Source organism: Rhizobium terricola, from assembly GCF_012927355.1.
In the GTDB taxonomy this organism is placed as follows: domain Bacteria; phylum Pseudomonadota; class Alphaproteobacteria; order Rhizobiales; family Rhizobiaceae; genus Allorhizobium; species Allorhizobium terricola.
Genome location: NZ_JABBGK010000001.1, coordinates 934,940 through 959,363, shown reverse-complemented (window position 1 = coordinate 959,363; position 24,424 = coordinate 934,940). Strand labels below are relative to the sequence as shown.

20 protein-coding genes are annotated in these 24,424 nt (G+C 63.7%); 7 read left to right on the top strand and 13 right to left on the bottom strand.

Annotation, left to right across the window (positions count from 1 at the left end):
- Positions 1 to 149 precede the first annotated feature (149 nt).
- Together pepT and HHL25_RS04460 are read left to right on the top strand one after the other, a co-directional pair.
- Complete coding sequence (gene pepT / locus HHL25_RS04465) at positions 150 to 1,388, top strand: peptidase T (RefSeq protein ID WP_169587670.1); 1,239 nt, start codon at positions 150 to 152, stop codon at positions 1,386 to 1,388.
- A 39-nt stretch (positions 1,389 to 1,427) separates the two neighbouring features.
- Complete coding sequence (locus tag HHL25_RS04460; RefSeq protein ID WP_169587668.1) at positions 1,428 to 2,027, top strand: class I SAM-dependent methyltransferase; 600 nt, start codon at positions 1,428 to 1,430, stop codon at positions 2,025 to 2,027.
- Positions 2,028 to 2,039: 12 nt separating this feature from the next.
- Here the strand turns inward: HHL25_RS04460 and HHL25_RS04455 are convergent, their stop codons facing one another.
- The 7 genes from HHL25_RS04455 to HHL25_RS04425 all read right to left on the bottom strand — a co-directional run bounded on the left by HHL25_RS04455 (position 2,040) and on the right by HHL25_RS04425 (position 8,471).
- On the bottom strand, positions 2,040 to 3,557 hold the full coding sequence (locus HHL25_RS04455; protein WP_169587666.1) for an ATP-binding protein: 1,518 nt from the start codon (positions 3,555 to 3,557) through the stop codon (positions 2,040 to 2,042).
- A 122-nt stretch (positions 3,558 to 3,679) separates the two neighbouring features.
- Positions 3,680 to 4,969 (bottom strand): hemolysin family protein, encoded by a 1,290-nt coding sequence (locus tag HHL25_RS04450; RefSeq protein ID WP_169587664.1) that lies wholly within the window; start codon positions 4,967 to 4,969, stop codon positions 3,680 to 3,682.
- 95 nt (positions 4,970 to 5,064) lie between these two features.
- Complete coding sequence (murI, locus tag HHL25_RS04445) at positions 5,065 to 5,895, bottom strand: glutamate racemase (protein WP_169587662.1); 831 nt, start codon at positions 5,893 to 5,895, stop codon at positions 5,065 to 5,067.
- On the bottom strand, positions 5,876 to 6,712 hold the full coding sequence (locus tag HHL25_RS04440; protein WP_169587660.1) for an RNA methyltransferase: 837 nt from the start codon (positions 6,710 to 6,712) through the stop codon (positions 5,876 to 5,878). The genes murI and HHL25_RS04440 overlap by 20 nt, the downstream gene beginning before the upstream one ends.
- A 69-nt stretch (positions 6,713 to 6,781) precedes the next feature.
- Entirely contained in the window at positions 6,782 to 7,339 is a 558-nt protein-coding gene (locus HHL25_RS04435) for a hypothetical protein (RefSeq protein ID WP_169587658.1), read from the bottom strand.
- 29 nt (positions 7,340 to 7,368) lie between these two features.
- Positions 7,369 to 7,911, bottom strand: a complete 543-nt coding sequence (locus tag HHL25_RS04430) for a hypothetical protein (protein WP_169587656.1) — start codon at positions 7,909 to 7,911, stop codon at positions 7,369 to 7,371.
- 38 nt (positions 7,912 to 7,949) lie between these two features.
- A complete protein-coding gene (locus tag HHL25_RS04425) occupies positions 7,950 to 8,471 on the bottom strand; it encodes a hypothetical protein (protein WP_169587654.1) in 522 nt (173 codons plus the stop codon).
- Positions 8,472 to 8,700: 229 nt separating this feature from the next.
- Here HHL25_RS04425 and HHL25_RS04420 point away from each other — a divergent pair, with 229 nt between their 5' ends.
- Both HHL25_RS04420 and HHL25_RS04415 read left to right on the top strand, forming a co-directional pair.
- Complete coding sequence (locus HHL25_RS04420; protein WP_169587652.1) at positions 8,701 to 9,915, top strand: NADP-dependent isocitrate dehydrogenase; 1,215 nt, start codon at positions 8,701 to 8,703, stop codon at positions 9,913 to 9,915.
- Between the two features lie 127 nt (positions 9,916 to 10,042).
- The gene (locus HHL25_RS04415) at positions 10,043 to 10,663 is read left to right on the top strand and encodes a glutathione S-transferase family protein (RefSeq protein ID WP_169587650.1); all 621 of its coding nucleotides are present in this window, start codon (positions 10,043 to 10,045) and stop codon (positions 10,661 to 10,663) included.
- 44 nt (positions 10,664 to 10,707) lie between these two features.
- Here HHL25_RS04415 and HHL25_RS04410 read toward each other — a convergent pair whose 3' ends face one another.
- Positions 10,708 to 11,559 (bottom strand): AraC family transcriptional regulator, encoded by an 852-nt coding sequence (locus HHL25_RS04410; protein ID WP_169587648.1) that lies wholly within the window; start codon positions 11,557 to 11,559, stop codon positions 10,708 to 10,710.
- A 185-nt stretch (positions 11,560 to 11,744) separates the two neighbouring features.
- Here HHL25_RS04410 and HHL25_RS04405 point away from each other — a divergent pair, with 185 nt between their 5' ends.
- Positions 11,745 to 13,373 carry a SulP family inorganic anion transporter gene (locus HHL25_RS04405; RefSeq protein ID WP_169587647.1) on the top strand — a complete coding sequence of 543 codons (1,629 nt, stop codon included), beginning with the start codon at positions 11,745 to 11,747 and terminating at the stop codon, positions 13,371 to 13,373.
- A 3-nt stretch (positions 13,374 to 13,376) separates the two neighbouring features.
- On the opposite strand, the gene HHL25_RS04400 is transcribed toward HHL25_RS04405, so the two are convergent.
- From HHL25_RS04400 to recA, 3 genes are all read right to left on the bottom strand, one after another.
- Positions 13,377 to 14,597, bottom strand: coding sequence for a diguanylate cyclase domain-containing protein (locus HHL25_RS04400; RefSeq protein ID WP_169587645.1), 1,221 nt, complete (start codon positions 14,595 to 14,597; stop codon positions 13,377 to 13,379).
- Between the two features lie 156 nt (positions 14,598 to 14,753).
- Positions 14,754 to 17,414, bottom strand: coding sequence for an alanine--tRNA ligase (alaS, locus tag HHL25_RS04395; RefSeq protein WP_169587643.1), 2,661 nt, complete (start codon positions 17,412 to 17,414; stop codon positions 14,754 to 14,756).
- Positions 17,415 to 17,573: 159 nt separating this feature from the next.
- On the bottom strand, positions 17,574 to 18,662 hold the full coding sequence (gene recA, locus HHL25_RS04390; RefSeq protein ID WP_169587641.1) for a recombinase RecA: 1,089 nt from the start codon (positions 18,660 to 18,662) through the stop codon (positions 17,574 to 17,576).
- A 242-nt stretch (positions 18,663 to 18,904) separates the two neighbouring features.
- On the opposite strand from recA, the gene HHL25_RS04385 reads away from it, so the two are divergent.
- Entirely contained in the window at positions 18,905 to 19,849 is a 945-nt protein-coding gene (locus HHL25_RS04385; protein ID WP_169587639.1) for a carbohydrate kinase family protein, read from the top strand.
- A gap of 28 nt (positions 19,850 to 19,877) precedes the next feature.
- The gene (locus HHL25_RS04380; protein WP_169587637.1) at positions 19,878 to 20,804 is read left to right on the top strand and encodes a pseudouridine-5'-phosphate glycosidase; all 927 of its coding nucleotides are present in this window, start codon (positions 19,878 to 19,880) and stop codon (positions 20,802 to 20,804) included.
- 39 nt (positions 20,805 to 20,843) lie between these two features.
- Here HHL25_RS04380 and HHL25_RS04375 read toward each other — a convergent pair whose 3' ends face one another.
- A complete protein-coding gene (locus HHL25_RS04375) occupies positions 20,844 to 21,581 on the bottom strand; it encodes a helix-turn-helix transcriptional regulator (RefSeq protein WP_169587635.1) in 738 nt (245 codons plus the stop codon).
- 66 nt (positions 21,582 to 21,647) lie between these two features.
- Positions 21,648 to 24,284 (bottom strand): cell cycle histidine kinase CckA, encoded by a 2,637-nt coding sequence (gene cckA / locus HHL25_RS04370; protein ID WP_169587634.1) that lies wholly within the window; start codon positions 24,282 to 24,284, stop codon positions 21,648 to 21,650.
- Positions 24,285 to 24,424 lie beyond the last annotated feature (140 nt).

The window sequence follows — 24,424 nt, the reverse complement described above, 5'->3', positions numbered from 1 at the left end:
AGGGCGGCCTCCGGGTCGCCCTGCCCTCTTTCCGGGCGCGTTTCTGGCCCGTTCGCGTTCCGCGTCGACCGACGATCTGCGACAACCCATTTCCGGAATGGCCCCCGATCGGTATAGCTGATGGCGCGCGCCCTCAGATCGGAGTCATCATGACCGATACCGTCCTCGACCGCCTTCTCCGCTATGTCGTCATCGACACCCAGTCGGATCCGTCGTCCGACACCCAGCCATCGACGGAAAAGCAGAAGGATCTCGGCCGGCTGCTGGCCGAGGAACTGCTGGCGATCGGCCTCGGCGACGCCCATATGGACGAGCACGGCAACGTCTATGCGACGCTCGCCTCCAACGTGGCGAAAGACGTGCCGGTCATCTGCCTGTGCTCCCACATGGACACCGCGCCCGATTTCACCGGCACCGGCGTGAAGCCGCAGATCGTCCGCAACTATGGTGGCGGCGACATCCGGCTGATCGGAGATGCGACCCAGGTGATCCGTGTCGCCGATCACCCCGAGCTTGCAGATCAGGTCGGCCATGACATCGTCACCACCGACGGCACGACCCTGCTGGGCGCCGACGACAAGGCGGGGATCGCCGAGATCATGACGGCCATTGCCCATCTCGTGGCCCATCCCGAGATCCCTCACGGGACAGTCAAAGTGCTGTTCACCACCGACGAAGAGATCGGTCGCGGCGCGGACAAGGTGGACCTGAAGAAGCTTGGCGCCGAATTCGGCTACACGCTCGACGGCAGTACCGTCGGCGAGATCGAGGATGAGACTTTCTCGGCCGACGGCGTGGACATCACCATCACCGGCGTCGCCATGCATCCCGGCACTGCCAAGGGCAAGATGGAAAACGCCATCAAGATCGCCGGCGCCATCGTCGCCCGGCTCCCCGGTGAAATCGCCCCGGAGACGACGGAAGGGCGGCAGGGCTTCATCCACCCGACCGACATCGCCGGTTCGATGGAAAGTGCAAGCCTTGGTTTCATCATCCGCGACTTTGACGATCAGGGCCTTGCCGTCAAGGAAGCGCTGCTCGCCGAGATCGCCCGGGACGTCTTGAAGGACTATCCGGGCTCCACCTTCACCTTCGAAGTCAAGGAGCAGTACCGCAACATGAAGGTCGTGCTGGATCGCCATCCCGAGGTGGTCGAAAACCTCGTCGAGGCAGTGCGTCGCGTCGCCTTGGAACCGGTCCGCCACAGCATTCGCGGCGGCACCGACGGTTCACGCCTGTCCTTCATGGGCCTGCCCTGCCCCAACATCTATACCGGCGGCCACGCCTATCACTCGCCGCTCGAGTGGGTGAGCGTTCAGGATATGGAAAAGTCGGTGCAGACCATCATCGAACTGGTAAAGGTCTGGGAGGAGCGCACGCCGGGCTAAGGCGGGAACTCCTCGAGGCGGACCAGGGCAAGGCGGACGATGACGGACAAGACGCTCGACTTCTATGCACGCAACGCCGAGACCTATGCGGCGCAGAGCCGGCCAAGTCCGCGCCTTGCGACATTCCTACGGCTGCTGGCACCCGGAAGCCACATCCTCGAACTCGGCACGGGCAGTGGCAGGGACGCTGCCGAAATGCTGCATGCCGGATTTCGCGTCGATGCGACGGACGGCTCCCCCGAACTCGCTCGTTGTGCCGAGCGCCTGATCGGCCAGCCGGTGCGCATCCTGCTGTTCACGGAGCTCGATGCCGAAGGCGTTTATGACGCCGTCTATGCGAATGCCTCCCTGCTCCACGCGCCGCGCCACGAACTGCCTGACATCATCAACCGCATCTACAAGGCACTGAAGCCCGGTGGCCATGTCTGGGCAAGCTTCAAGGCGGGAGAGGCCGAAGGAGAAGACAGGCTCGGACGCCGTTACAACTATCCCAGCCGGCTGGAACTCGAGGAGCTCTGGAGGAACAACGGACCCTGGCAGCAAGTGCGCGTCGAGAGCTGGCAGGGTGGCGCCTATGACGGACAGCCGACCGAATGGCTCTCCGTCATCGCCAGACGTCCGGGTCAGGCAGGAACCTAAAGGTGACAGGCGCTATTCGGCCGCGTGCTGGCTGCCGTCGTCCTCGACCGCATTCGGATCGCCGGGCGCCGTCTCGGCCTGGAGGTCCGGGAACGCGACGATGCGCTTACCGGCGAAATCGGTATGCACGATGATGAGGCTCTGCTCCTCGAAATAGCCGAGCAGCCGGCGGGCCCGACGGGCCGAATGCGTGCCATAGGCCTTGGCGATGCGCTGGTCCGACGGACAGGTTTCGCCGCGCAGGGCCGCCTTCGCCATCAGCAGGAAGACGCCCTGAAGGTCATCGGAAACGCGAGCGGAGAGCGAAAGCGCGGTCTGCCACCCCTCGCCGGCGGCGGTCTCCTCGTCTACGCCCGAACGGGCGATCGCCACCCGCCGGCGAAACTCGCCCATGGCCATCGGCGGCCCGGTGACACGCCGCATGCGGGCGCGCACCAGGAATTCCTGGTAGAGCACCGAATCGGTCCGGTAGGCGGCCTGCGGATCGCCGAGGATTTCGGCAAGCACCGCGGCGAGCCGCTCCTCGCGCTCCTCTGCCGACATTTCCGGTCCGCTTGCCCGGCTCTCGCCTGCTGCCGGCTGGCTCGCGACCGGCGTCGAGCGCGACAGCTCCGAGAGGATATCCGTCGTCGGGCGCGGTGCAGGCGGTGCACGCCTGACGATCGGCCGTGTGAATTCCTCGGGATCCGGCGTGAAGATCAGATCCTCGACATCCTGCGGCGCGTCCGGCAGCGGCATGAGCATCGGGCTTGATGAACGCGCGGAGGTCTCGACCGTACCGATGACGATCGGCAACGGTCGACGCGACAGCGCCGGGCCGAGTGCCACGAAATTGCCGCGCTTGAGGTCGCGGAACATCTCCGCCTGGCGCCGGTCCATGCCGAGCAGGTCGGCGGCGCGCGCCATGTCGATGTCGAGGAAGGTACGCCCCATCAGGAAGTTCGAGGCCTCGGCCGCGACGTTCTTGGCAAGTTTGGCAAGGCGCTGCGTGGCGATCACGCCGGCAAGTCCGCGTTTGCGGCCACGGCACATCAAGTTGGTCATGGCGCCGAGCGACATCTTGCGCGCGTCTTCGGAAACGTCACCGCCGACCGACGGCGCAAACATCTGCGCTTCGTCGACCACCACCAGGACGGGGAACCAGTATTCGCGCTCGGCGTCGAACATGCCGTTGAGGAACGCCGCCGCCGCCCGCATCTGCTGTTCGATGTCCAGCCCTTCGAGGGTCAGGACGCAGGAAACGCGATGCTGGCGAATGCGGTTGGCGATGCCCGCCAGTTCGGCTTCGGTGCGCTCGCCATCCACCACGACATGGCCATAGCGGTCGGACAGGGTGACGAAATCGCCTTCGGGGTCGATGATGACCTGCTGCACCCATTGCGCCGACTGCTCAAGCAGCCGCCGCAGGAGGTGGGACTTGCCGGATCCGGAATTGCCCTGGACGAGAAGGCGCGTAGCCAGAAGCTCCTCGATATCGAGCTTGGCCGGCTCACCGCCCGAAACCGTTCCCATATCGATTCCGACCTTCAACTGCCAACCTCTCCGATTTTCTGACCCTGGCGGCCCGCACATGCGCGAACCACCTGATTTCCTAGCAAAGACGCTAGGCCTTTGCGCTAGCCGAAATCGTTAACCCACAGGCGATTGGCGGCTCAGCCGACCGATTCGACCACCCGGGAGACCAGCAGCTTGTCGATCCGCCGGCCGTCGAGGTCGATCACCTCGAAGCGCCAGCCATTTGTCTCGAAGCTCTCGCCGAGATCAGGGATCCGCTTGAGCTCGGCGATGACGAAACCGGCGACCGTGGTGAAATCCGGATCGTTCTCGACCGGGATGCGGATGCGTTCGACGAACTCGTCGATCGGCGTCCAGCCCGCCACCAGGTAGGAGCCGTCCGCACGCTGCACCACGGAAGGTTCCTCGTCCTCATGTTCCTGGAACACGCCGGTGATGGCCTCCAGGATGTCGCCCGAGGTGATGATGCCTTCGAAATGGCCGTATTCGTCATAGACGAGGACCATGTGCAGCGGCGTCTTGCGGATCGCCTGGATGACGTCCACTGCGCTCGCCAGATCCGACACGATCGGCACTTCGCTCAAGTGTTCGCGGATGTCGAAGTCGGAGCCGAGCGCGATCGCGTCATAGATCCGCTTGGCGAACAGCACGCCGATGATCTCGTCGGAATCGCCCGAACGCACCGGCAGGCGCGAATGGGCGGCGCTGCGCAGTTTGACGCGGATTTCCTCCAGCGTGTCGTCGACGTCGAGAACCTCGACATCGCGGCGCGGCGTCATCAGGCCACGCGCGGTGCGGTCGGCAAGCCGCATGACGCCTGAAATCATCGCCGATTCCTCGTTCTCGATGACGCCCGCACTCTGCGCTTCGGCGAGAACCGTCTTGATCTCTTCGTCGGTGACAGTTCCGGCGGAGGCGCCATGCTGACCGAGCAGCGCCAGGAGTGCCCGGCCGGAATTGTCGAGCAGCCAGACCAGCGGCGCCGAGATCTTGGAAAGAACCAGCATAGGCGTGCTGACGCGGGAGGCGACCGCTTCGGGATTGCGAAGGGCGATCTGCTTGGGGACGAGTTCGCCGACGATCAGCGAAAGATAGGTGATGGCGACGACGACCGAACCGACGCCGAGTGCACTCGCCATGCCCTCGGAAAGGCCCTGCAATTGCAGCCAGGACGAAAGACGGGCACCGAGCGTGGCGCCGGAAAAGGCGCCCGAGAGCACGCCGACAAGGGTAATGCCGATCTGGACTGTCGACAGGAAGCGGCCCGGCTCTTCGGCGAGCCGCATGGCGATGGTGGCTCCCCGGTTTCCCTGTTCGGCCAGCACCTTGAGGCGCGCCGTGCGCGAGGAAACGACGGCCATCTCCGACATGGCCAGAACACCATTCAATACGGTGAGAAAGGCAACAATTAAAATTTCAGTAAGCAAATGAGATCAGGGCTCCTGTGAACCGGCACCGTTCAGGTGTCGGGTAAAGACCTCTACCATGATTGTGCGTCGCTTTCCAAATAGAAGGCGTAGATTTAGGGGGCGAAACCCTTGTCCGGCAAGACCGTCGTCGTCAGACCGAAACCCTGCATCAGTCGACGGGTCGAGAAATCCGGGTTGCCGGAGGTGAAGACGGCAAAATCGAAACCTTCCGGATGTTCGGCCCCCTCGACGAGTGGGACGAGGCGCCGCGCCTGCCGGGCAATCGCTTCCGCCGGGTCGAGCCAGTCGACCGGCCAGGGCGCAAGCTTGCGAAACACGTTGGCGAGGAAGGGGTAATGCGTGCAGGCAAGCACAACGATGTCGGTCCGCGCGCCGTCCTTCTCGACGAAGCAAGGGGCGATCTCGGCCAGCACTGCCTCGTCCGCCACCGACTCACCCCGGATGTAGGCCTCGGCCATCCGCGCCAGGTTTTCCGAACCGACAAGCCGCACGTGGCATTTCGCGGCAAAGGACTGGATGAGATCGCGGGTATAGGCGCGCTTCACCGTTCCGGGGGTCGCCAGCACCGAGACGAGGCCCGAGCGGGTGCGTTCCGCGGCCGGCTTGATGGCCGGCACCGTCCCGATGAAGCGCATGTCCGGAAAGGCATGGCGAAGATCGGTGCCGGCAAGTGTGAAGGCCGTGTTGCAGGCGACGATCACCGCCTCCGGCTGATAGGTGCGAAGCAGATCACCGAAGAGATCGAGGATACGCTGCCGGAGTGGCGCCTCTTCCCAGCCGCCATAGGGAAAGCCGGCGTCGTCGGCGACATAGATGAAGCCGCGCTCCGGCATCAGCACCCGTGCCTCGCGCAACACCGTGAGACCGCCGATGCCGCTGTCGAAAACCAGCACCGGCTTCAGTTCATTCCCCGTCTGCACCATCGTCCGCCCCGTCTGCCCCCTTGCCCGCGCCAGCCCCTGCGCTGCCGCGCGGATTCTTGCGGCTGTAACGGTCGAATGTGGCGAAAACCCCGCGGAGAATGCTGATTTCCTGCTCGGTGAAGGCGCGACGCGTCAGCACGGCGCGCAAATTGTCGATCATCTTCGGCTTCTTGCCTTCCGGACGAAAGTAACCGCGCGCATCGAGCGCCTCCTCGACGAAATCGAACAGGCCGAACAGCTGTTCCTTGGTGGCCGGGCTCTGTTCGAGCGGCTGGAAAGCCACGTCGGTCAAGTCCTTGAGCCCCGACTTCATCCACTCATACGACATCAGCAGCACGGCCTGGGCGATGTTGAGCGACGCGAAGGCGGGATTGACGGGAAAGGTCACGATCTCGTCGGCAAGCGCCACCTCCTCGTTGGTGAGCCCCCAGCGCTCGCGGCCGAACAGGATGCCGGTGCCTTCCCCCGCAGTGAACTTCGCCCGCAACGTCTGGGCGGCAACGACAGGGGCACGGACCGGCTTGTAGCCGTAACGCTCGCGGGCCGTGGTCGCATAGACGAAGTTCAGGTCGGCGATCGCCTCCTCGAGCGTCTCGAAGACGCGCGTTCCGTCTATCACATGGTCTGCCTTGGCGGCGGCGGAACGCGCCTTTTCACTCGGCCAGCCATCGCGCGGATTGACGAGGCGCAGCTCCGACAGGCCGAAATTGGCCATGGCCCGGGCGACCATGCCGATATTCTCGCCGAGCTGCGGCTCGACGAGGATGACCGCCGGTCCCTCGGCCAGAAGTACGCGTTCGCTGTTGGTGCCTGCCATTGTTCGCCCTCAAACGGAATTGCGGGCTCCCATTCGCACAAAATTGCTTAGACGCAAAGGGCAAGAGGCCTATTCCTCGCCGCCGACACCCTTCACCATCATGTCGACATTGTCCTTCACCAGCGAGGCGAAGCGTGCCTTCACGGACGTTGCGGGATCGCCGTTCTGGTAGTCGCTGTTCCAGAAATTGTCGATGACATAGTGCCCGTCTTCCTGGACGACATGGAACCTCAGTGCCGGCTGCGTCATGTCGGGCTTGTTGCCCCAGCAGGAGGAAACGTCGAAGAAGACCTCCACCGGCACGACGGCGCCCTTCGCCTTGCCGGCGACGATCTTCAGGTCCTTCATTTCGCAAGGGTCCTGGCTGACCACGACTTCGTCCTGACCGGTCATGAAGCCCTGCAGGTCGAGCAGCTGATCCGACAGCGCCGCCATGCGATAAACCTGCGAAAAACTCTTGCTGTAGATCGAGTTCAGCAGCACCTCGTCGAAATAGTCGGTGGCCTCGCTGTTTCCCTCGATACCGTCGGCGACCTTCATGAGTGTCACCACGGGATCCTGCGGTTCACCGGCCTGGGCCAGGCCGCCGATCAGCGCGAAGCCGAGGACGAGGACGGGAAGCTTCATGGATGGTCTCCGGCAGGTTGGGATCGTTTTCATTTCGCCAGCGCTTCGAGTTCGCCGCGCAACGGCACGTCGTTGACGAAATGGATGTCGTCGATCACGTAACGCTTCTCGCCGACTTCGTCGTCTTCCTGGACGAGCCGATAGATGACCTCGGTCACCTCGTCCTTGCCCTCGTATTCGCCGTCATAGCACCAGTTGCGCTTGAACCCGACGAGCACCTCGGTCGAGGCGCCCTTCACCTGCGGCTTGCCGTAGACGACGTCCTTGGGCAGGCAACCGTCCTGACCACCGATCACCGGGTCATAATCGAGAAGCATGTTGTCATGCGCCCGCTTGCTCGCCAGAAGAGCGGCACCATAGGCCTCGACAAAACCCTGGCTGAAATAGTTGAGCAGCATGCCGGCCGAAAAATAGTCGTCGTAGACGGCCTTGGCATTCGGCTCGACGCCGGCATTATAGCCCGCCATGTCCATCAGCACCCGGACCGGATCGGCCGGCTCGTTGGCTAGGACCGCGGGACCGGAGAGAAGGCAGAGCCCGCAGGCAGTCGCCAGGGTCTTGATCACCTTCATGGCGGGTTCCTTTTTCACTCGTTATCAGCGGAGGCCGCTCAATCCGCCGCGATCTTGCGGAGTTCGTCCTTGAAGGACTCGCCTGAATTGCCGTCGACCACCACGTAGAAATCGTCGATGACCTGGCGCCCGGCTTCTTCCTTCACGTGGAAGAGCAGCACCCGGTCTTCCTTGTTGGCAGGATCGTCACCCATGCAGGCCATGTTGTTGAAGAGAGCCGCAACCTGGCCGTCGCCGTCGTCTTCGACGCGGATATTTTCGAACGGGCAACCATCCTGGCCGCCGGCGATCGGGTCGTAGTCGAAGGGAGAACCCGTCGTCTCGCCTTCCGGCGGGTCATAGGCGGGATGCTTCGATGCCTCGGCGTAGGCCGTCGCGAAATCCGCGCTGAAAAGCCGAGCCAGACGGTCCTTGCTGAAGACATCCTCGGAGGTTGGATTTTCGGATTTCCAGTTGCCCGCGGTCACGTCGATGACCTCTCTGACGGGTGCGGTCGGATCGGCTGCAAGGGCCGTACCCGCTGCAAGCATCAGCACGGCGGCGGCGACAAGAGACTTCATGGTCGTGTTCCTGGAAAAGAAGCGAATTCGTTCGGCGGCAATCTAGCCGAGACGGCCCAAACCACAAGGCGGCCGCAGGTTCCGGATGCGGCCAAAGTTGGTATGATTTTGTGAACGAAAAGGCATTACAGCGGGGGCTCGGTGCTTTGCGTTCCCGAAGCGGGATGCTATAGCCCAGCCATACGCAAATCAGGGACCCTCGTCCCTCCCCCTAGCTGCGAGGATACTCATGAACAAGATCAAGGTTGCCAACCCGGTCGTCGATCTCGACGGCGATGAGATGACGCGCATCATTTGGCAGTTCATCAAGGAAAAGCTGATCCTGCCCTATCTTGATCTGCAGATCGAATACTACGACCTCTCGGTCGAAAACCGCGACGCCACCAACGACCAGGTCACCGTCGACGCCGCCAACGCCATCAAGAAGCACGGCGTCGGCATCAAGTGCGCGACGATCACGCCGGACGAAGCCCGCGTCAAGGAATTCAACCTCAAGGAAATGTGGAAGTCGCCGAACGGCACCATCCGCAACATCCTCGGCGGCGTCATCTTCCGCGAACCGATCATCTGCAAGAACGTTCCGCGCCTCGTCCCCGGCTGGACCAAGCCGATCGTCGTCGGCCGTCACGCCTTCGGTGACCAGTACAAGGCAACCGACTTCAAGTTCCCGGGCAAGGGCACGCTGACCATCAAGTTCGTCGGCGAAGACGGCGAAGTCATCGAAAAGGAAGTCTACAAGGCTCCGGGCGCCGGCGTGGCGCTTGCCATGTACAACCTCGACGAATCGATCCGCGAATTCGCCCGCGCCTCGATGATGTACGGCCTGATGCGCAAGTGGCCGGTCTACCTGTCGACCAAGAACACCATCCTCAAGGCCTATGACGGCCGCTTCAAGGATATCTTCGAGGAAGTCTACCAGACCGAATTCAAGGCCCGGTTCGACGAAGCCGGCATCATCTACGAACACCGCCTGATCGACGACATGGTTGCCTCGGCGCTGAAGTGGTCCGGCGGCTACGTCTGGGCCTGCAAGAACTACGACGGCGACGTCCAGTCCGACACGGTTGCCCAGGGCTTCGGCTCGCTCGGCCTGATGACCTCCGTTCTGCTGACCCCCGATGGCAAGACCGTCGAGGCCGAAGCCGCCCACGGCACGGTCACGCGCCACTACCGCCAGCACCAGAAGGGTCAGGAAACCTCGACCAACTCGATCGCCTCGATCTTCGCCTGGACCCGTGGCCTCGCCCACCGCGCCAAGCTGGACGACAACGCCGAGCTCGCCCGCTTCGCCACGACGCTCGAAAAGGTCTGCGTCGACACCGTCGAGAGCGGCTTCATGACCAAGGACCTGGCGCTGCTCATCGGTCCGGATCAGCCGTGGCTCTCCACCACCGCTTTCCTCGACAAGGTCGACGAGAACCTCAAGAAGGCCATGACTGCCTGAGGCATCCGGTCAACGCATCAAAGAAACCCGGCTTCACGCCGGGTTTTTTGTTGCCTGAATCCGGCTTGCGGTTCCGACAGAATGGGATTAAAAAAGAACATAAAGAGAACATTCATGGGAGGCCGGAATGACGCAACTGACGCTTTACACGAACCCCATGTCGCGCGGGCGCATTGCCCGGTGGATGGTCGAAGAAACCGCCCAGCCCTATGAAACTGTCATCCTCCCTTTCGGTCCGCCGATGAAATCGCCCGACTATCGGGCCGTCAATCCGATGGGAAAGGTTCCCGCCATCCGCCATGGCGACGTGGTCGTGACCGAATGTGCAGCGATCTGCGCCTATCTTGCCGACACTTTCCCCGAGGCACGGCTGGCACCGTCGCAGCAGGCGCGCGGCAGCTATTACCGGTGGCTGTTCTTCGCGGCCGGTCCGCTCGAGGCCGCCGTCAGCAACCGCAGCCTCGGCTTCGAAGTGCCGCCGGAGCGCCACCGCATGATCGGCTATGGTTCCTACGAGGACGTGATGGATACGCTCGAAATCGCCGTATCCACCAACCCCTTCGTCGCCGGGAGCACCTTCACCGCAGCGGATGTCTATGTGGGCTCCCATATCGGCTGGGGACTGCAGTTCGGCTCGATCGAGAAACGTCCGGCCTTCGAGAGTTATCTTGCCCGCGTCACCGACCGTCCGGCCTACCGGCGTGCCCGCGAAAAGGATGACGCGGCCATGCAGGCTCTCCAGGCCTGAACATTCTTGAAGCGGGGCACCGGGAGGCCAGTGTCACCGGCCTTTCACTTTAGCGGCAGCCAGATCTCCGTCAGGAGTTCGGTCGGTTGAACGTCGCGCGGATTATTGAGGTAGATCTCGAAAACAGGCTGGTCCCGGACCTCCCGGCCTGACTGTCGCAGCCAGTCGCCATAGAGCCACTGATAGGCCGAGCGCATGTCCGCATAAGGACCTTGGTGCCTGAGCACGGCGCATTCACCCTCCTCTATGGTCGGCGCCTCGAGTGGCGGTTCCACCTGAGAGGGCGCATTGGACGTCACGCAGGCGAACGAACGCAGATCGCCTTCCGCCACGGTTTCGGGATCATCGAGATAGATGCCGAGCATCCGGCTCTGCTGATCAAAGATACCCCGGGCATGGAGCATGCCATAGAGCCGCCCGAAGGCCTCGCCGATATTCATGTAGGATCCCCGATTCGGGATACCGATCAACGCGGTCGAAGGAAAATTGCGGATTGTAACGTCGTACATGATGGTGGGCTCCTTGGTCCCGTTTCGCCGAAAACGCCGATGGCTGCCTTCACTGCGATACCGCGCCGGCGGCATGCCGTAGACCGAAGAAAAGATCCGGTTGAACGACTGCAGATTGGGGTAGCCGCATCGACGGGCGACTTCGGAGACCGGCTTCGATGTCTGGGCAAGCTCGCCCGCCGCCCGGTGCAGCCTGAGCCTTTTGACGGTGGCCGCGGGCGTCTCACCATGCACCGCGCGATAGATGCGATGCCAGTGATAGGGCGAAAGGCAGGCGACCTCGGCCAGACGATCCATGTCCAGATCCTCGTCCAGATGCTCGTAGATATGGGACGACACCCGCCGCAGCCTGGCCTCGTAGGCCGTCCAGATTGCGCCGTTCTGCATGGAACTTCCTTTCCTCGATGTCGCCGTCGATGCGAGGGGTACAGGAGCATGGATCGATTTGACAAATCCTGCGCTCTTTGGGCGCCGTCCGTCGCAGGATCGCCGTTTGGACGCCGCCAAGACTCAGGATAAGAGTGGAGGCGAGTTCAGACTGTATCCTCCGCAACCCGCCAGAGCGATCGCCCATGAGCCTCGACTTCACCCCGAAGACTGTCAGCGTCGTCACCGAAGGTTACTCCGTTGCCCGTCTGCGGGCGGATGCACTTGCAGGCCTGACCGTCGCGATCGTCGCTTTGCCGCTGTCCATGGCGATCGCGATCGCGTCCGGCGTGACGCCCGACCGAGGCCTCTACACCGCAATCATCGGCGGCTTCCTCGTCTCGCTTCTCGGCGGCAGCCGCCACCAGATCGGCGGTCCGGCCGGTGCGTTCATCGTTCTCGTCGCGAGCACGGCGGCGATCCACGGCATCGAGGGGCTCATCCTTGCGACGATGATGGCCGGCGGCTTCCTGATGCTTGCCGGCGCCCTGAAGCTCGGCGACTACGTCAAGTTCATTCCCTATCCGGTGACCGTCGGCTTCACCGCCGGCATCGCCGTCATCATCTTCGCCAGCCAGATCAGCGAATTGCTCGGCCTCACCCTCTCAGAGAAGGAACCGGGACCGCTCATCGAAAAGCTACCGGTTCTGGCGGCGGCATTGCCAACCCTCAATCCGTCAGCGGCCGCGATCGCCGCGTTGACGGTCGGCCTCATCCTGCTCCTTCGCAAGCTGCGCCCGACCTGGCCCGGCATGCTGATCGCGGTCACCGTCGCGTCGGCGGCGACCGCGCTCCTCGACCTCGACATCGCGACGATCGGCACGCGCTTCGGCGGCATCCCGCGCAGCCTGCCATTGCCACAGGTGCCGCATGTCACGCCGGAACTCGCGGTCGCCGTTCTCCCCGATGCGATCGCCTTCGCACTCCTTGGCGCGATCGAGTCCCTGCTCTCGGCGGTCGTTGCCGACGGCATGACCGGCCGGCGCCACCGCTCGAACGTCGAACTGATTGCCCAAGGTATTGCCAATATCGGCTCGGCACTGTTCGGCGGCATCTGCGTGACCGGCACCATCGCCCGGACCGCGACCAATGTCCGCGCCGGCGGCACGAGCCCGGTCTCCGGCATGCTGCACGCCCTGTTCCTCCTGCTGTTCATGGCGATCGCCGCGCCGCTCGCCAGCTACATACCGCTCGCCGCCCTTGCCGGAGTGCTGGCCATCGTTTCCTGGAACATGATCGAGCGCCCGGCGTTTGCGGCGCTCATCCGCTCGTCGCGCGGCGACGCCGTCGTCTTGCTCGTCACCTTCCTGCTCGTGGTGTTCCGCGACCTGACGGAAGGCATCATCGTCGGCTTTGCGCTCGGCGCCCTGCTCTTCATCGATCGCATGGGCAAGAGCGTCACCGTCGCCCAGCATGACGACGAGCCCGAACGCCCGCTCGACAACACCGATGCCGATACGGTCGTCTACCGTCTCGGCGGGGCCTTCTTCTTCGGCGCGGCCGCGACCGTGGGCGCCGTCCTCGATCGCATAGCCGACCGCTACCATCACTTCGTGCTGGACTGTTCCGGCCTGTCCTTGATGGATTCGACGGCCGCCAACGTCATCGCCGGCACGATCCGCAAGGCGCGGCGCGCCGGGGTCACGGTCTATATTGCCGGTGCTGGCGTGGAATTGCGACGCATGCTGGAAACCCACGAGGTAAACGCCCCCGACGTAAACTTCGTCTCCACCATCGAAGAGGCGCGGCGCCGAATTGCCGCCGCGAGGGCCTGATCGTCAGCCGGGCACTCCAAAGCCGTGAACTGCATGTTGGTCATCAGGCAGCGCGCTTTCTCCGGCGCTCGCCTCGAAGGTGGTTGTGCGGTTTCGTCCGGCCCGCTTCGACGCATAAAGCGCACGGTCGGCGACGGCGAGCAGCGCACTCACGTCCCGGACACCGCCGGCGAGCGGGCAGAGGCCAACGCTGACCGTCAGCGACAATTCCTTGCCCTCCCACGCGATACGCATGGCGCCGACCGAACCGCGGATTTCCTCCGCCAGGGCCTCAGCCTCCCCACGTGTCACCCGCGGCAGGTAGATCGCGAACTCCTCGCCGCCCATCCGCCCGAAGACGGCCCCAACGGGCAACATTCCGGACACCCTGCGCCCGAGTGCCGCAAGCGCTGCATCACCGGCTCCATGGCCATGGGTATCGTTGAGGCGCTTGAAATGATCGACGTCGAGAAGCGCCAGCGCCCCTCCCAATCGGCTCGCGGCCGTCTCATCGAGAACCCGCGAAAGGAAGGCACCGCGATTGAGCACTCCCGTCAGCGAATCGATCTCGGACGCGATCTTGTAGCGGTAAGCGGCCCGTTCGCGGATCAGCGCGAAGACAGCCATGCCGGCAAAGATCGCATGTACGAACAGTTCGAAGGTCACGATCGCGTTCCACGACGTGCGACCGGCATCCAAGGCCGAGGCGAGCGGCTGGACGATCACCATGGGGATGCGGGCGAGATAGATGAGGGCGTGGCTGGCGAAGAAGCCCGCCACCAGTGCTCGTGACGGGAGCGGCTCGGTAGCCCGGCCAGCCCAGGCCGTCCGTGCTATCTCGAGGGAATAGCCCGCGATGAGGAACGACATGGCAATGACGCGGAGATTGATGTCAGCGGAGAAGCGCGGAATGAACAGATAGGTCGCGATCCAGCCGACCGCTCCCGCCAGCGCAAGCAGCAAGGAATACGGCTGCCGATCGAAAGCGCGGAAGCCGATCCACAGCAGCCCGACACAGGCCAGCACCAGCGCATTGCCGAACCCATAGGTCAGAACGTCGGGGCCATGGTCGCGCAGCGCCAGAAGCAGGACGCCGACCGCCCCGCACCAGAACCCGGCGGACCAGGAAGCCATCTCGTGACAGCGGCGCTCGACCAGCCACACCGACGTGATGAAGACGGCCACCGTCGTCCAGCCTGCGAAGAGGCAGAGCATGAGAGTGGGCAGACTGAGAAAATTTGCCAAGCGCCGGTCGTCCTCGATGAAAACGCCCAACAAACTAGCAGGCAAGAATGAAGACTTCGAAAAAGCAGAAGCCGCGGTTGCGAGACCCGCGGCTTCCAATGGACTTTTTCTTGCCTCGCCAGCCCCGAGGCTAAGGCGACATTTCCGAAGAACGACTTAGCCGGCCAGCGCCGCGGCGACCGCCTCGATCGCCGCATCGGCCTTGTCGCCGTCCGGACCACCGGCCTGGGCCATGTCGGGCCGTCCGCCGCCACCCTTGCCGCCGAGGGCCGCCGAGGCAACGCGGACGAGATCCACCGCGCTGATCTTGCCGACCAGATCTGCGGTCACGGCGACGACCGCGCTCGCCTTGCCATCCTCGGAAACACCGATCAACGCGACGACGCCTGAGCCGAGCGAAGCCTTGCCGTCGTCTGCCAGCCCCTTCAGGTCCTTCGGATCGACGCCGTTCAGCACCTTGCCGATGAACCGCACACCATTCACGTCGCGGACGGCTTCGTCGGACGCTGCCTGGCCGCCGCCCATGGCGAGTTTGCGCTTGGCGTCCGCCAGTTCGCGCTCCAGCTTGCGACGCTCGTCGACCAGAGCCTCGACGCGCGAAACGACGTCGGCCGGCTGGACCTTCAGCGCAGAGGCGAGCTGCTTCACGCGCTCGTCCTGGTCGGCGAGATAGGCACGCGCCGACTCGCCGGTCAGGGCCTCGATGCGGCGGACGCCGGCGCCGACGGCGCTCTCGCCGAGGATGCGCACCAGCCCGATGTCACCGGTCGCATTGACATGCGTGCCGCCGCAAAGCTCGACCGAATACGGCTTTCCGGCCTTCGGCCCGTCGATCGCCGTTCCCATGGACACGACCCGAACCTCGTCGCCGTACTTTTCACCGAACAGCGCCATCGCGCCCTCTGCGATCGCGTCGTCGACGCTCATCAGGCGCGTGGTCACCGGCGAATTCTGCACGATGATGGCGTTCGCCATCTCTTCCACGACCTTGAGTTCGTCGGCCGACATCGGCTTCGGGTGCGATACGTCGAAACGCAGGCGTTCCGGCGCGACCAGCGAGCCCTTCTGCGCCACATGGGTGCCGAGCACTTCGCGCAGTGCCTCGTGGATCAGGTGGGTGGCGGAATGGTTGGCGCGCAGCCTCGAACGGCGCTCGTGATCGACGGCAAGAATGACCGCGTCACCGACCTTGATTGTGCCTTCGGCAACCGTCGCGGCATGGACGAAGAGGCCTTCGCCCTTCTTCTGCGTGTCGGAAACGCTCACCGATGCGCCATCGCTGGAGATGAGACCCGCATCGCCCATCTGGCCGCCCGACTCGCCGTAGAACGGTGTCTGGTTGACGACGATCTGCACGGTCTCGCCCTTGGACGCGCTCTCGACGCTCGCGCCATCACGCACGATCGCCTGGACCTGCCCCTCGGCGGTCTCGGAGCTGTAACCGAGGAACTCGGTCGCACCGTGCTTTTCCTTGAGCTCGAACCAGATGGTCTCGGTCGCCTTGTCGCCCGAGCCTGCCCAGTGCGCGCGTGCCTCGGCCTTCTGGCGCTGCATCGCGTCGTTGAAGCCGGTGATGTCCACGCCGATGCCGCGTGCGCGAAGCGCGTCCTGCGTCAGGTCGAGCGGGAAGCCGTAGGTGTCATAGAGTTTGAAGACGGTTTCCCCGTCCAGGCTGTCGCCCTTGTGGAGATTGACGGTCGCATCCGACAGAAGCGACAGGCCGCGCTCCAGCGTCTTGCGGAAGCGGGTTTCCTCGAGCTTCAGCGTCTCGGCGATCAGCGCCTCGGCACGGACGAGTTCCGGATAGGCCCGGCCCATCTGCTGCACGAGCACCGGCAGGAGCTTGTAGATGACCGGCTCACGCGCGCCGAGCAGCTCGGCATGGCGCATCGCGCGGCGCATGATGCGGCGCAGAACGTAGCCGCGGCCCTCGTTCGACGGCAGCACGCCGTCGGCGATCAGGAAGGCCGACGACCGCAGGTGGTCGGCGATGACGCGATGGCTTGCGCGGCGCTCGCCCTCGGCCGGAACACCGGTCAGGTCGACGGAAGCCTCGATCAGGGCGCGGAAGAGATCGATGTCGTAGTTGTCGTGACGGCCCTGCAGCACGGCGGCGACGCGCTCGAGGCCCATTCCCGTGTCGATCGACGGACGCGGCAGGTCCACGCGCTCTTCCTTGGTGATCTGCTCGTACTGCATGAAGACGAGGTTCCAGATCTCGATGAAGCGGTCACCGTCCTCTTCCGGCGAGCCGGGCGGTCCGCCCCAGATATGGTCGCCGTGGTCGTAGAAGATTTCGGAGCACGGGCCGCAGGGGCCGGTATCGCCCATGGCCCAGAAGTTGTCGCTCGTCGGGATGCGGATGATCCGGTCGTCCGTCAGGCCGGCGATTTTCTTCCACAGTCCGAAGGCTTCGTCGTCGGTGTGGTAGACGGTGACCAGAAGGCGCTTGCGGTCGAGGCCGAATTCCTTGGTGATCAGGTTCCAGGCAAGCTCGATCGCCCGCTCCTTGAAATAGTCGCCGAAGGAGAAGTTGCCGAGCATCTCGAAGAAGGTGTGGTGGCGTGCGGTATAGCCGACATTGTCGAGGTCGTTGTGCTTGCCGCCGGCGCGCACGCATTTCTGCGCCGTCGCGGCCGTCGAATAGGGACGCTGCTCAAGCCCGGTGAAGACGTTCTTGAACTGCACCATACCCGCATTGGTGAACATCAGCGTCGGGTCGTTGCGCGGCACGAGCGGGCTCGATGACACCGTCTCGTGGCCGTTCGCCTTGAAGTAATCGAGAAAAGTCGACCGGATGTCGTTCACGCCGCTCATGTCATGCCCTTCATTCAGGCCGGAATCCGGCCAATCCGCGAAAATCAATGGCTTTTATCGTTCGCCATTCCCCCTGTCCAGCCGCACGACGCAAAACCGGCCATACCTCTTCCGAGATATGGCCGGCAAAACTGACGAACTGCAGGAGCAGCCGGGGATTTACATGTCGCCGCCGTCGCCGCCGCCGTCGCTGTCCGGACCGCCATTCTGCAGGAAGCGGTCGGCGATCAACCCGGCATTCTGGCGAAGCGCCATCTCGATCTCCTGCGCCAGAGACGGATTGTCCCTGAGGAACAGCTTGGCATTTTCGCGGCCCTGACCGAGGCGCTGGCTGTTGTAGGAGAACCAGGCGCCCGATTTCTCGACGATCCCGGCCTTGACGCCGAGGTCGACCAGTTCGCCGGTCTTCGACACGCCTTCGCCATACATGATGTCGAACTCGACCTGCTTGAAGGGCGGCGCCATCTTGTTCTTGACCACCTTGACGCGGGTCTGGTTGCCGACCACTTCCTCGCGCTCCTTGACCGCGCCGATGCGGCGGATGTCGAGACGCACGGAGGCGTAGAACTTCAGGGCGTTGCCGCCCGTGGTGGTTTCCGGCGAACCGAACATGACGCCGATCTTCATGCGGATCTGGTTGATGAAGATGACCATGGTATGCGACTTCGAAATCGAAGCCGTCAGCTTGCGCAGCGCCTGGCTCATCAGACGCGCCTGAAGACCCGGCAGGTTGTCGCCCATCTCGCCTTCGATTTCCGCTCGCGGCGTCAGAGCCGCGACCGAGTCGACGACGAGCACGTCGATCGCACCCGAACGGACCAGCGTATCGGTGATCTCGAGCGCCTGTTCACCCGTATCGGGCTGGGAAATCAGCAGGTTTTGCAGATCGACACCGAGCTTGCGGGCATAGACCGGGTCGAGCGCGTGTTCCGCGTCGACGAAGGCGCAGATGCCGCCCTTCTTCTGTGCCTCTGCGATGGTCTGCAGCGCAAGCGTCGTCTTGCCCGAGCTTTCCGGTCCGTAGATTTCAATGATCCGGCCCTTCGGCAGGCCGCCGATGCCAAGCGCGATGTCGAGGCTCAGCGACCCGGTCGAAACCGTCTCGATTTCGACCACGCTCTCGTTCGCGCCGAGTTTCATGATCGAGCCCTTGCCGAACGACCGTTCGATCTGCGAGAGCGCCGCTTCCAATGCCTTGCTTTTATCCACCGATTTGTCCTCTACGAGCCGCAAAGAATTTTGTGCCATCTGGTCCACCTTTAGGTTATTGAAGCCGCATAGGCAATGAAGCAGCCGATGGCGAATATGTACATGTTTTGTTCTCAAATGGCAAGCCCCGAGCAAACCCATGAAATAGAACGGGAATCCTTGGCATGTTCTCGCTATGTCCGCGTCGTGACGGCAGTTCCCCGCCCGATATCGGGAATGGCAGGCTCGGGCTTCTTCCGGGTAATCGATTCGCTTCGGAACACCGGCTTGAAAGGGTGATGATGAGCCTCGATATTCTCGTCCTCGGCGGCGCCCATATCGACCGCCGCGGGCGCATCGCGGGAGACACCCGCATGGGCGCCAGCAATCCCGGCGCATGGATGGAGGAGCCCGGCGGCGGCGCCTTCAATGCCGCATCGAATCTGGCTCGTCTCGGGCGGACGGTCAGGCTGGTTTCCCCGCGCGGTGGCGACGCCCAGGGAGAGCGCGTAGCCGCAGCCGCGGAACATGCAGGCATCGATGACTGCCCCTTCATCTTCCTCGATCGCGCGACGCCGAGCTACACCGCGATCCTGGAGAACGACGGCAATCTCGTCATCGCGCTCGCCGACATGGCGCTCTACGATCTCTTCGTCGCGCGCCGGCTGCGCAGCCGTTCCCTGCGCGAAAGTCTCGGATTGGCGGATCGCGTGCTCTGCGACGCAAACCTGCCGGCGGAGACCATCACCGCGCTGGCCGCCGGGGCCAATCATGCCTCAAAACCGATTGCCGCGATCGCCATCTCGCCGGCCAAGGCGGTCCGCCTTCGAGCCGCCCTGCCCCGCATCGATCATGTCTTCATGAACGCGGCCGAAGCGGAAGTACTGGCGGGCGGGCGGGCAGAGGATCCGGCAGACTGGCCCGACCTCCTGCGCCGCGCCGGGCTTCGGGCCGGGACCGTGACCGCCGGAGGACGCCTTACCGTTGCCTTCGACGGGAAGGACGTCGCCGTCCTGGCCCCTCCGCCTGTCGAGAGGATCGCCGATGTCACCGGTGCCGGCGATGCCTTTGCCGCCGGCTATCTCCATGCCTCGATCGCAGGCGCAAGCCTTGCAGAAGCGCTGCGGATGGGCACCGCCTGCGCCGGCATCACCCTGCGCTCACCCTTTGCGACGGACGAAAACCTGTCCGAAGAGCTGCTAAACACGCGCCTGGCTCTTGTCCCGCCGGCAAAAATCCTGTCATGACATCCGCACGAGAATTCTGGACGCACCCATGACCAAATCCATTTCGCCCCTGCTCCCGATCGTCTACTCCAGCGAAGTCGTCGCCGCCAAGGCGCGCAACGCCCCGATCGTGGCGCTCGAATCGACGATCATCACCCACGGCATGCCCTATCCCGGCAACCTGGAAATGGCGCGCAGCGTCGAGGCGATCGTTCGCCAGCAAGGCGCCGTACCTGCGACCATCGCCGTGATCGAAGGCGTGCTGCATATCGGCCTCGAGCCCGACCAGATCACCGCTCTTGCCCAGATGCGTGACGTCATGAAGCTGTCGCGCGCCGACATCGCCTTCGCCCTTGCCGAGCGCCGTACCGGCGCGACGACGGTTGCCGCGACGATGATCGCCGCCGCCCGCGCCGGCATCTCGGTGTTCGCCACCGGCGGCATCGGCGGCGTGCACCGCGGCGTCGAGGAAACGCTCGACATCTCGGCCGACCTCGAAGAGCTCGCCCGCACGGCGGTGATCGTCGTCTCGGCCGGCCCCAAGGCCATTCTCGACATTCCGAAGACGCTTGAAGTGCTCGAGACGCGCGGCGTGCCGGTCGTCACCTATGACAGCGAAGAATTCCCGGCCTTCTGGTCGCGCAGTTCCGGGCTCGCGAGCCCGCTGACCCTGCCCAGCCCCGCCGCGATCGCCAATTTCCAGCGCATGCGCGAACAGCTCGGCCTCGACGGCGGCATGCTGATCGCCAATCCCGTCCCGATGGAAGACGAAATTCCGCGCGAGGAAATGGAAATCTATATCGGCCGGGCCCTTGCCAGTGCGGAGCGCGAGGAAATCAGCGGCAAGGCGGTCACACCCTTCCTGCTCGACGCCATCTTCCATCTGACGAGCGGCCGAAGCCTCAAGACCAACATCGCGCTCGTCGAAAACAACGCCCGGCTCGCTGCGGAAATCGCCGTCGCGATGAACGGCTGAGCCGTTTCACGCGGGCCTCGACGTATTGCGGACCGGCTCCTAGCCGATGTACCCCATCCGCACCGCCTCGATCACGGCATGTTCGAGGCGGTCGGTGCCGAGCTTGCGGCACAGCGAACCGATCAGATAGTTGATCGTGCGCACAGAGAGCGATAGCCGTCGCGCGATCGCCGCGGAATCATGGCCGGAAGCTGCCATCTCCAGACAGGTCATCTCCAGCGTCGAAATGCCGGTTCGCTGCCAACCCCGGCGCTTTTCCAGAACCTCCATCCGGTCCAGCAGATGGATCGCGAGAAAGTTCAACTCCTCCATCTCGGCCTGCGGCAGCGGTTCGCGCGTTCCATAGACGCCAAGAATGTGCTTCCGACCATCGAGCGTGGGCAGAGAGAAATAGGCTCCGCGGCTCATGTCGTGACGCGACAGCAGATCCATCAAGCGCCGAACGTGAGGAAAATTCAGCGCCTTCTGCTCGAGATCGGCGACGCCCCACTGATAGGCCTGCCGCTCGCTGGCGGCCATGATGACGACCGGAGCAGGCGGCAGGTCTCCAATCGCATCAAACCCGTCGAGGAAGGCCTCCGGAACGCTGTAGAGCAGCAGTTGCTCGCGCAGCGTTCCCGCATCGATCAGCCGCGACAGGAAGAGTTTGTAGTAGAGAAATCCGAAATGGCAGAGCAGTCGGCTGATGGAGCCGGCAATATCGTTAAGGCAGTCGGCAGACTGGATGCCAGCGAGAATCGCCTTGCCGTCTTCCTGCTTCAACCCGTAGTCGCCCATCGCGCCCCCGACCCACGTCGCGAATTGACATTCGTCACCCCACTACGCCCGCAAACGTTGCAAAAGTCAATTTGCGCTGTCGAGCATTTCGCGAACTGCAACAGCCAGTTGCTTCAGTGAGAACGGTTTGGGCAGGAATCCGAATTTCGCATCGGCCGGCAGGTTGCGGGCAAAGGCGTCCTCGGCATAGCCCGAAACGAAGATGAACTTAAGGTCGGGATATTTCTTCCGCAGTTCCGTAAGCAGCGTCGGACCGTCCATTTCCGGCATGACCACATCCGAGACGACAATGTCCACCGCGCCGTCGAGCTCGTCCATGATGTCGAGCGCTTCGACGCCGGAACCCGCTTCGTGAACGGTGTATCCTCGCGTTTCCAGCATACGCTTTCCGCCACGGCGCACGGCTTCTTCATCCTCCACCAGGAGCACGACGGCCGAGTTGCCGGTCAGATCGTCCGGCTCGCCCGACGGGGCGTTCTCGGCAACGGCCGGTCCTGCCGCCGCCTGCGGCTGGGCGCCGCCGGAAGTCGCAACCGACGAGGCAGTCGCTGCGGCAACCGGCACGACCTCCGGAATGAAGCGCGGCAGGAAGATGCGGAAGACGGTGCCCTTGCCGACTTCCGATTCCGGATAGATGTAGCCGCCGGATTGCTTGACGATGCCGTAGACCATCGCGAGCCCGAGGCCGGTCCCCTTGCCCACTTCCTTGGTGGTGAAGAACGGCTCGAAAATCTTGTCCATGATGTCCGGTGCGATACCGGTGCCGGTATCCTCCACCTCGACCAGCACCATCTCCTCGGCCGGAAGGCCGCGATAGTTGAAACTGCCCGCCTCGGCTCCGGAAACGTTGCGGGTGGCAACCGTGATGGTACCGCCGTTCGGCATGGCGTCGCGCGCGTTGACGCAGAGATTGATCAGAACCTGCTCGAATTGAGACAGGTCGGTCTTCACCGGCCAGAGATCACGGCCATACTCAACCTTGAGCTTGACATTGGTGCCGGAGATCAGCCGATCGACCAGCATCCGCAGATCACCGATGACATCCGTCAGGTTCAGCACGCTCGGCCGCATGGTCTGCTTGCGCGAGAAGGCCAGCAACTGCCGGACCAGCACCGCCGCGCGATTGGCGTTCCGCTTGATCTCCATGAGATCGGCAAAACTCGCATCCGACGGCCGCGCCTGCAGCAGCAGGTGATCGGAAGACAGCAGGATCGCGGTCAGCACGTTGTTGAAGTCATGGGCGATGCCGCCGGCCAGGGTGCCGACCGCGTTCATCTTCTGGGTCTGCGCCATCTGCGTTTCGAGCGCCTTCTGCTCGGTCACGTCGACGGCATAGACGATCGCCGCCTCTTCGGGCGCTTCGTCGCTCTGGTCGATGACAGCATTGACGTAGAAGCGGAAATGGCGCGTGTCGTTCTCCGGATCGCGGCTGTCGATCGGCGCGATGTCGACCTGTCGATCCTTGGCGGCCGAAAGCGCCTGCTGGAAGCGCTCGCGCTCGCTCTCGTGGAAGACAACGTCCAGCTTGCCGCCCCGATCCACGTAGTCGCGTCCGACAATATCGGAAAACAATTTCATGAACGGCGCATTGGTGCGCAGGATGCGTCCCTCGCCGTCGACTGAAGCGATCGCCATCGGCGTATTGTTGAAGAAGCGGGTGAAACGCATGGACGCGATCGAGGCCGACTGGTCGCTTCCACCTTCCTGGCGCGCGAGCACGATCGACCGGCTTTCGCCCGGTGCCCCGTCGCGTGCCGAGCGAACGCGATGAACGATCCGGACCGGCAGGCTCTGTCCGTTGACCCGCCGCAGATCGAGATCGAGCGTCTCCGTCTTCGAAAGTCCCGGCTCCGCCTGAACCGAATCGATCAGCGCCATGCCCTCGCCGGCCACGAGATCGGCAATCCGCAACGACCCGGGGGTAAACTGGGTGAGATCGATACCAAGCCATTCGGCGAGCGTCGCGTTGACATAGTAGATCTCGCCCTTGCGACCGGCCGAGAAGAAACCTGCCGGTGCATGGTCCAGATAGTCGATCGCGTGCTGCAGCTCCTTGAAAAACCGCTCCTGATCATCGCGTTCGGAGGTGATGTCGCTGAGCTGCCAGACATGCAGTTTCCGGCCGTCGCTGCGCTCCCCGGGAAGCAGCCGGGCCTTCAGGCGGTACCAATGGGCGCCCGAGCCGCTACTCGTCAGATTGCCGAGCGGTTTCAGAAGCCGGAACTCCTCATAACCCTCGCGTCCGTCCAGAAGACCGTTGGTCAGTCGGTAAAGCGCCTCGCCCGACTCGCGATAACGCGACAGCAGCGCCTCGAGCGTCTGAACCTCGGTCGCCTTCGTGGCGCCCGTCATCCGCCCATAGGCGGCATTGGCATAGACGACACGGCCTTCCGCGTCGGTGATCAGGATCCCCTCCGGCTGGTTCGCAAGAAAACTCCGCGCCAGCGTGTCGGAATGCGACTGCGGCATCACTTCGACGAAACCGATCACCGCCGAGACGATGAAGAAGATCCCCATCATCGCCAATATTCCGAGCAGGCCAAGCACGATCTCGTTGTCGAGCTGGTTCTTGAAGACGACGAAGGCGGCCGCGGCGGCCAGCAGCACGAGCGCCAGCAGGATGATCCGCAGAGCCGTTCCGGAACGGGTTCCGCGATCCACCAGAGGTCCTTCGCCGTCTGCGCCCATGTGCTGCTTTGTCATCTATGCCTCGTGCTGGAACCCTTTGAGCCCTTCGTCGCCGCCTGCGATCAATGAAGAGAATCGGGTGCTTCAATACTCTTTAGCAATTTGCAACAGCGTCAAAAAGCTCCGAGCCGCGGTATTGCGGGGCCTTGAGCCGG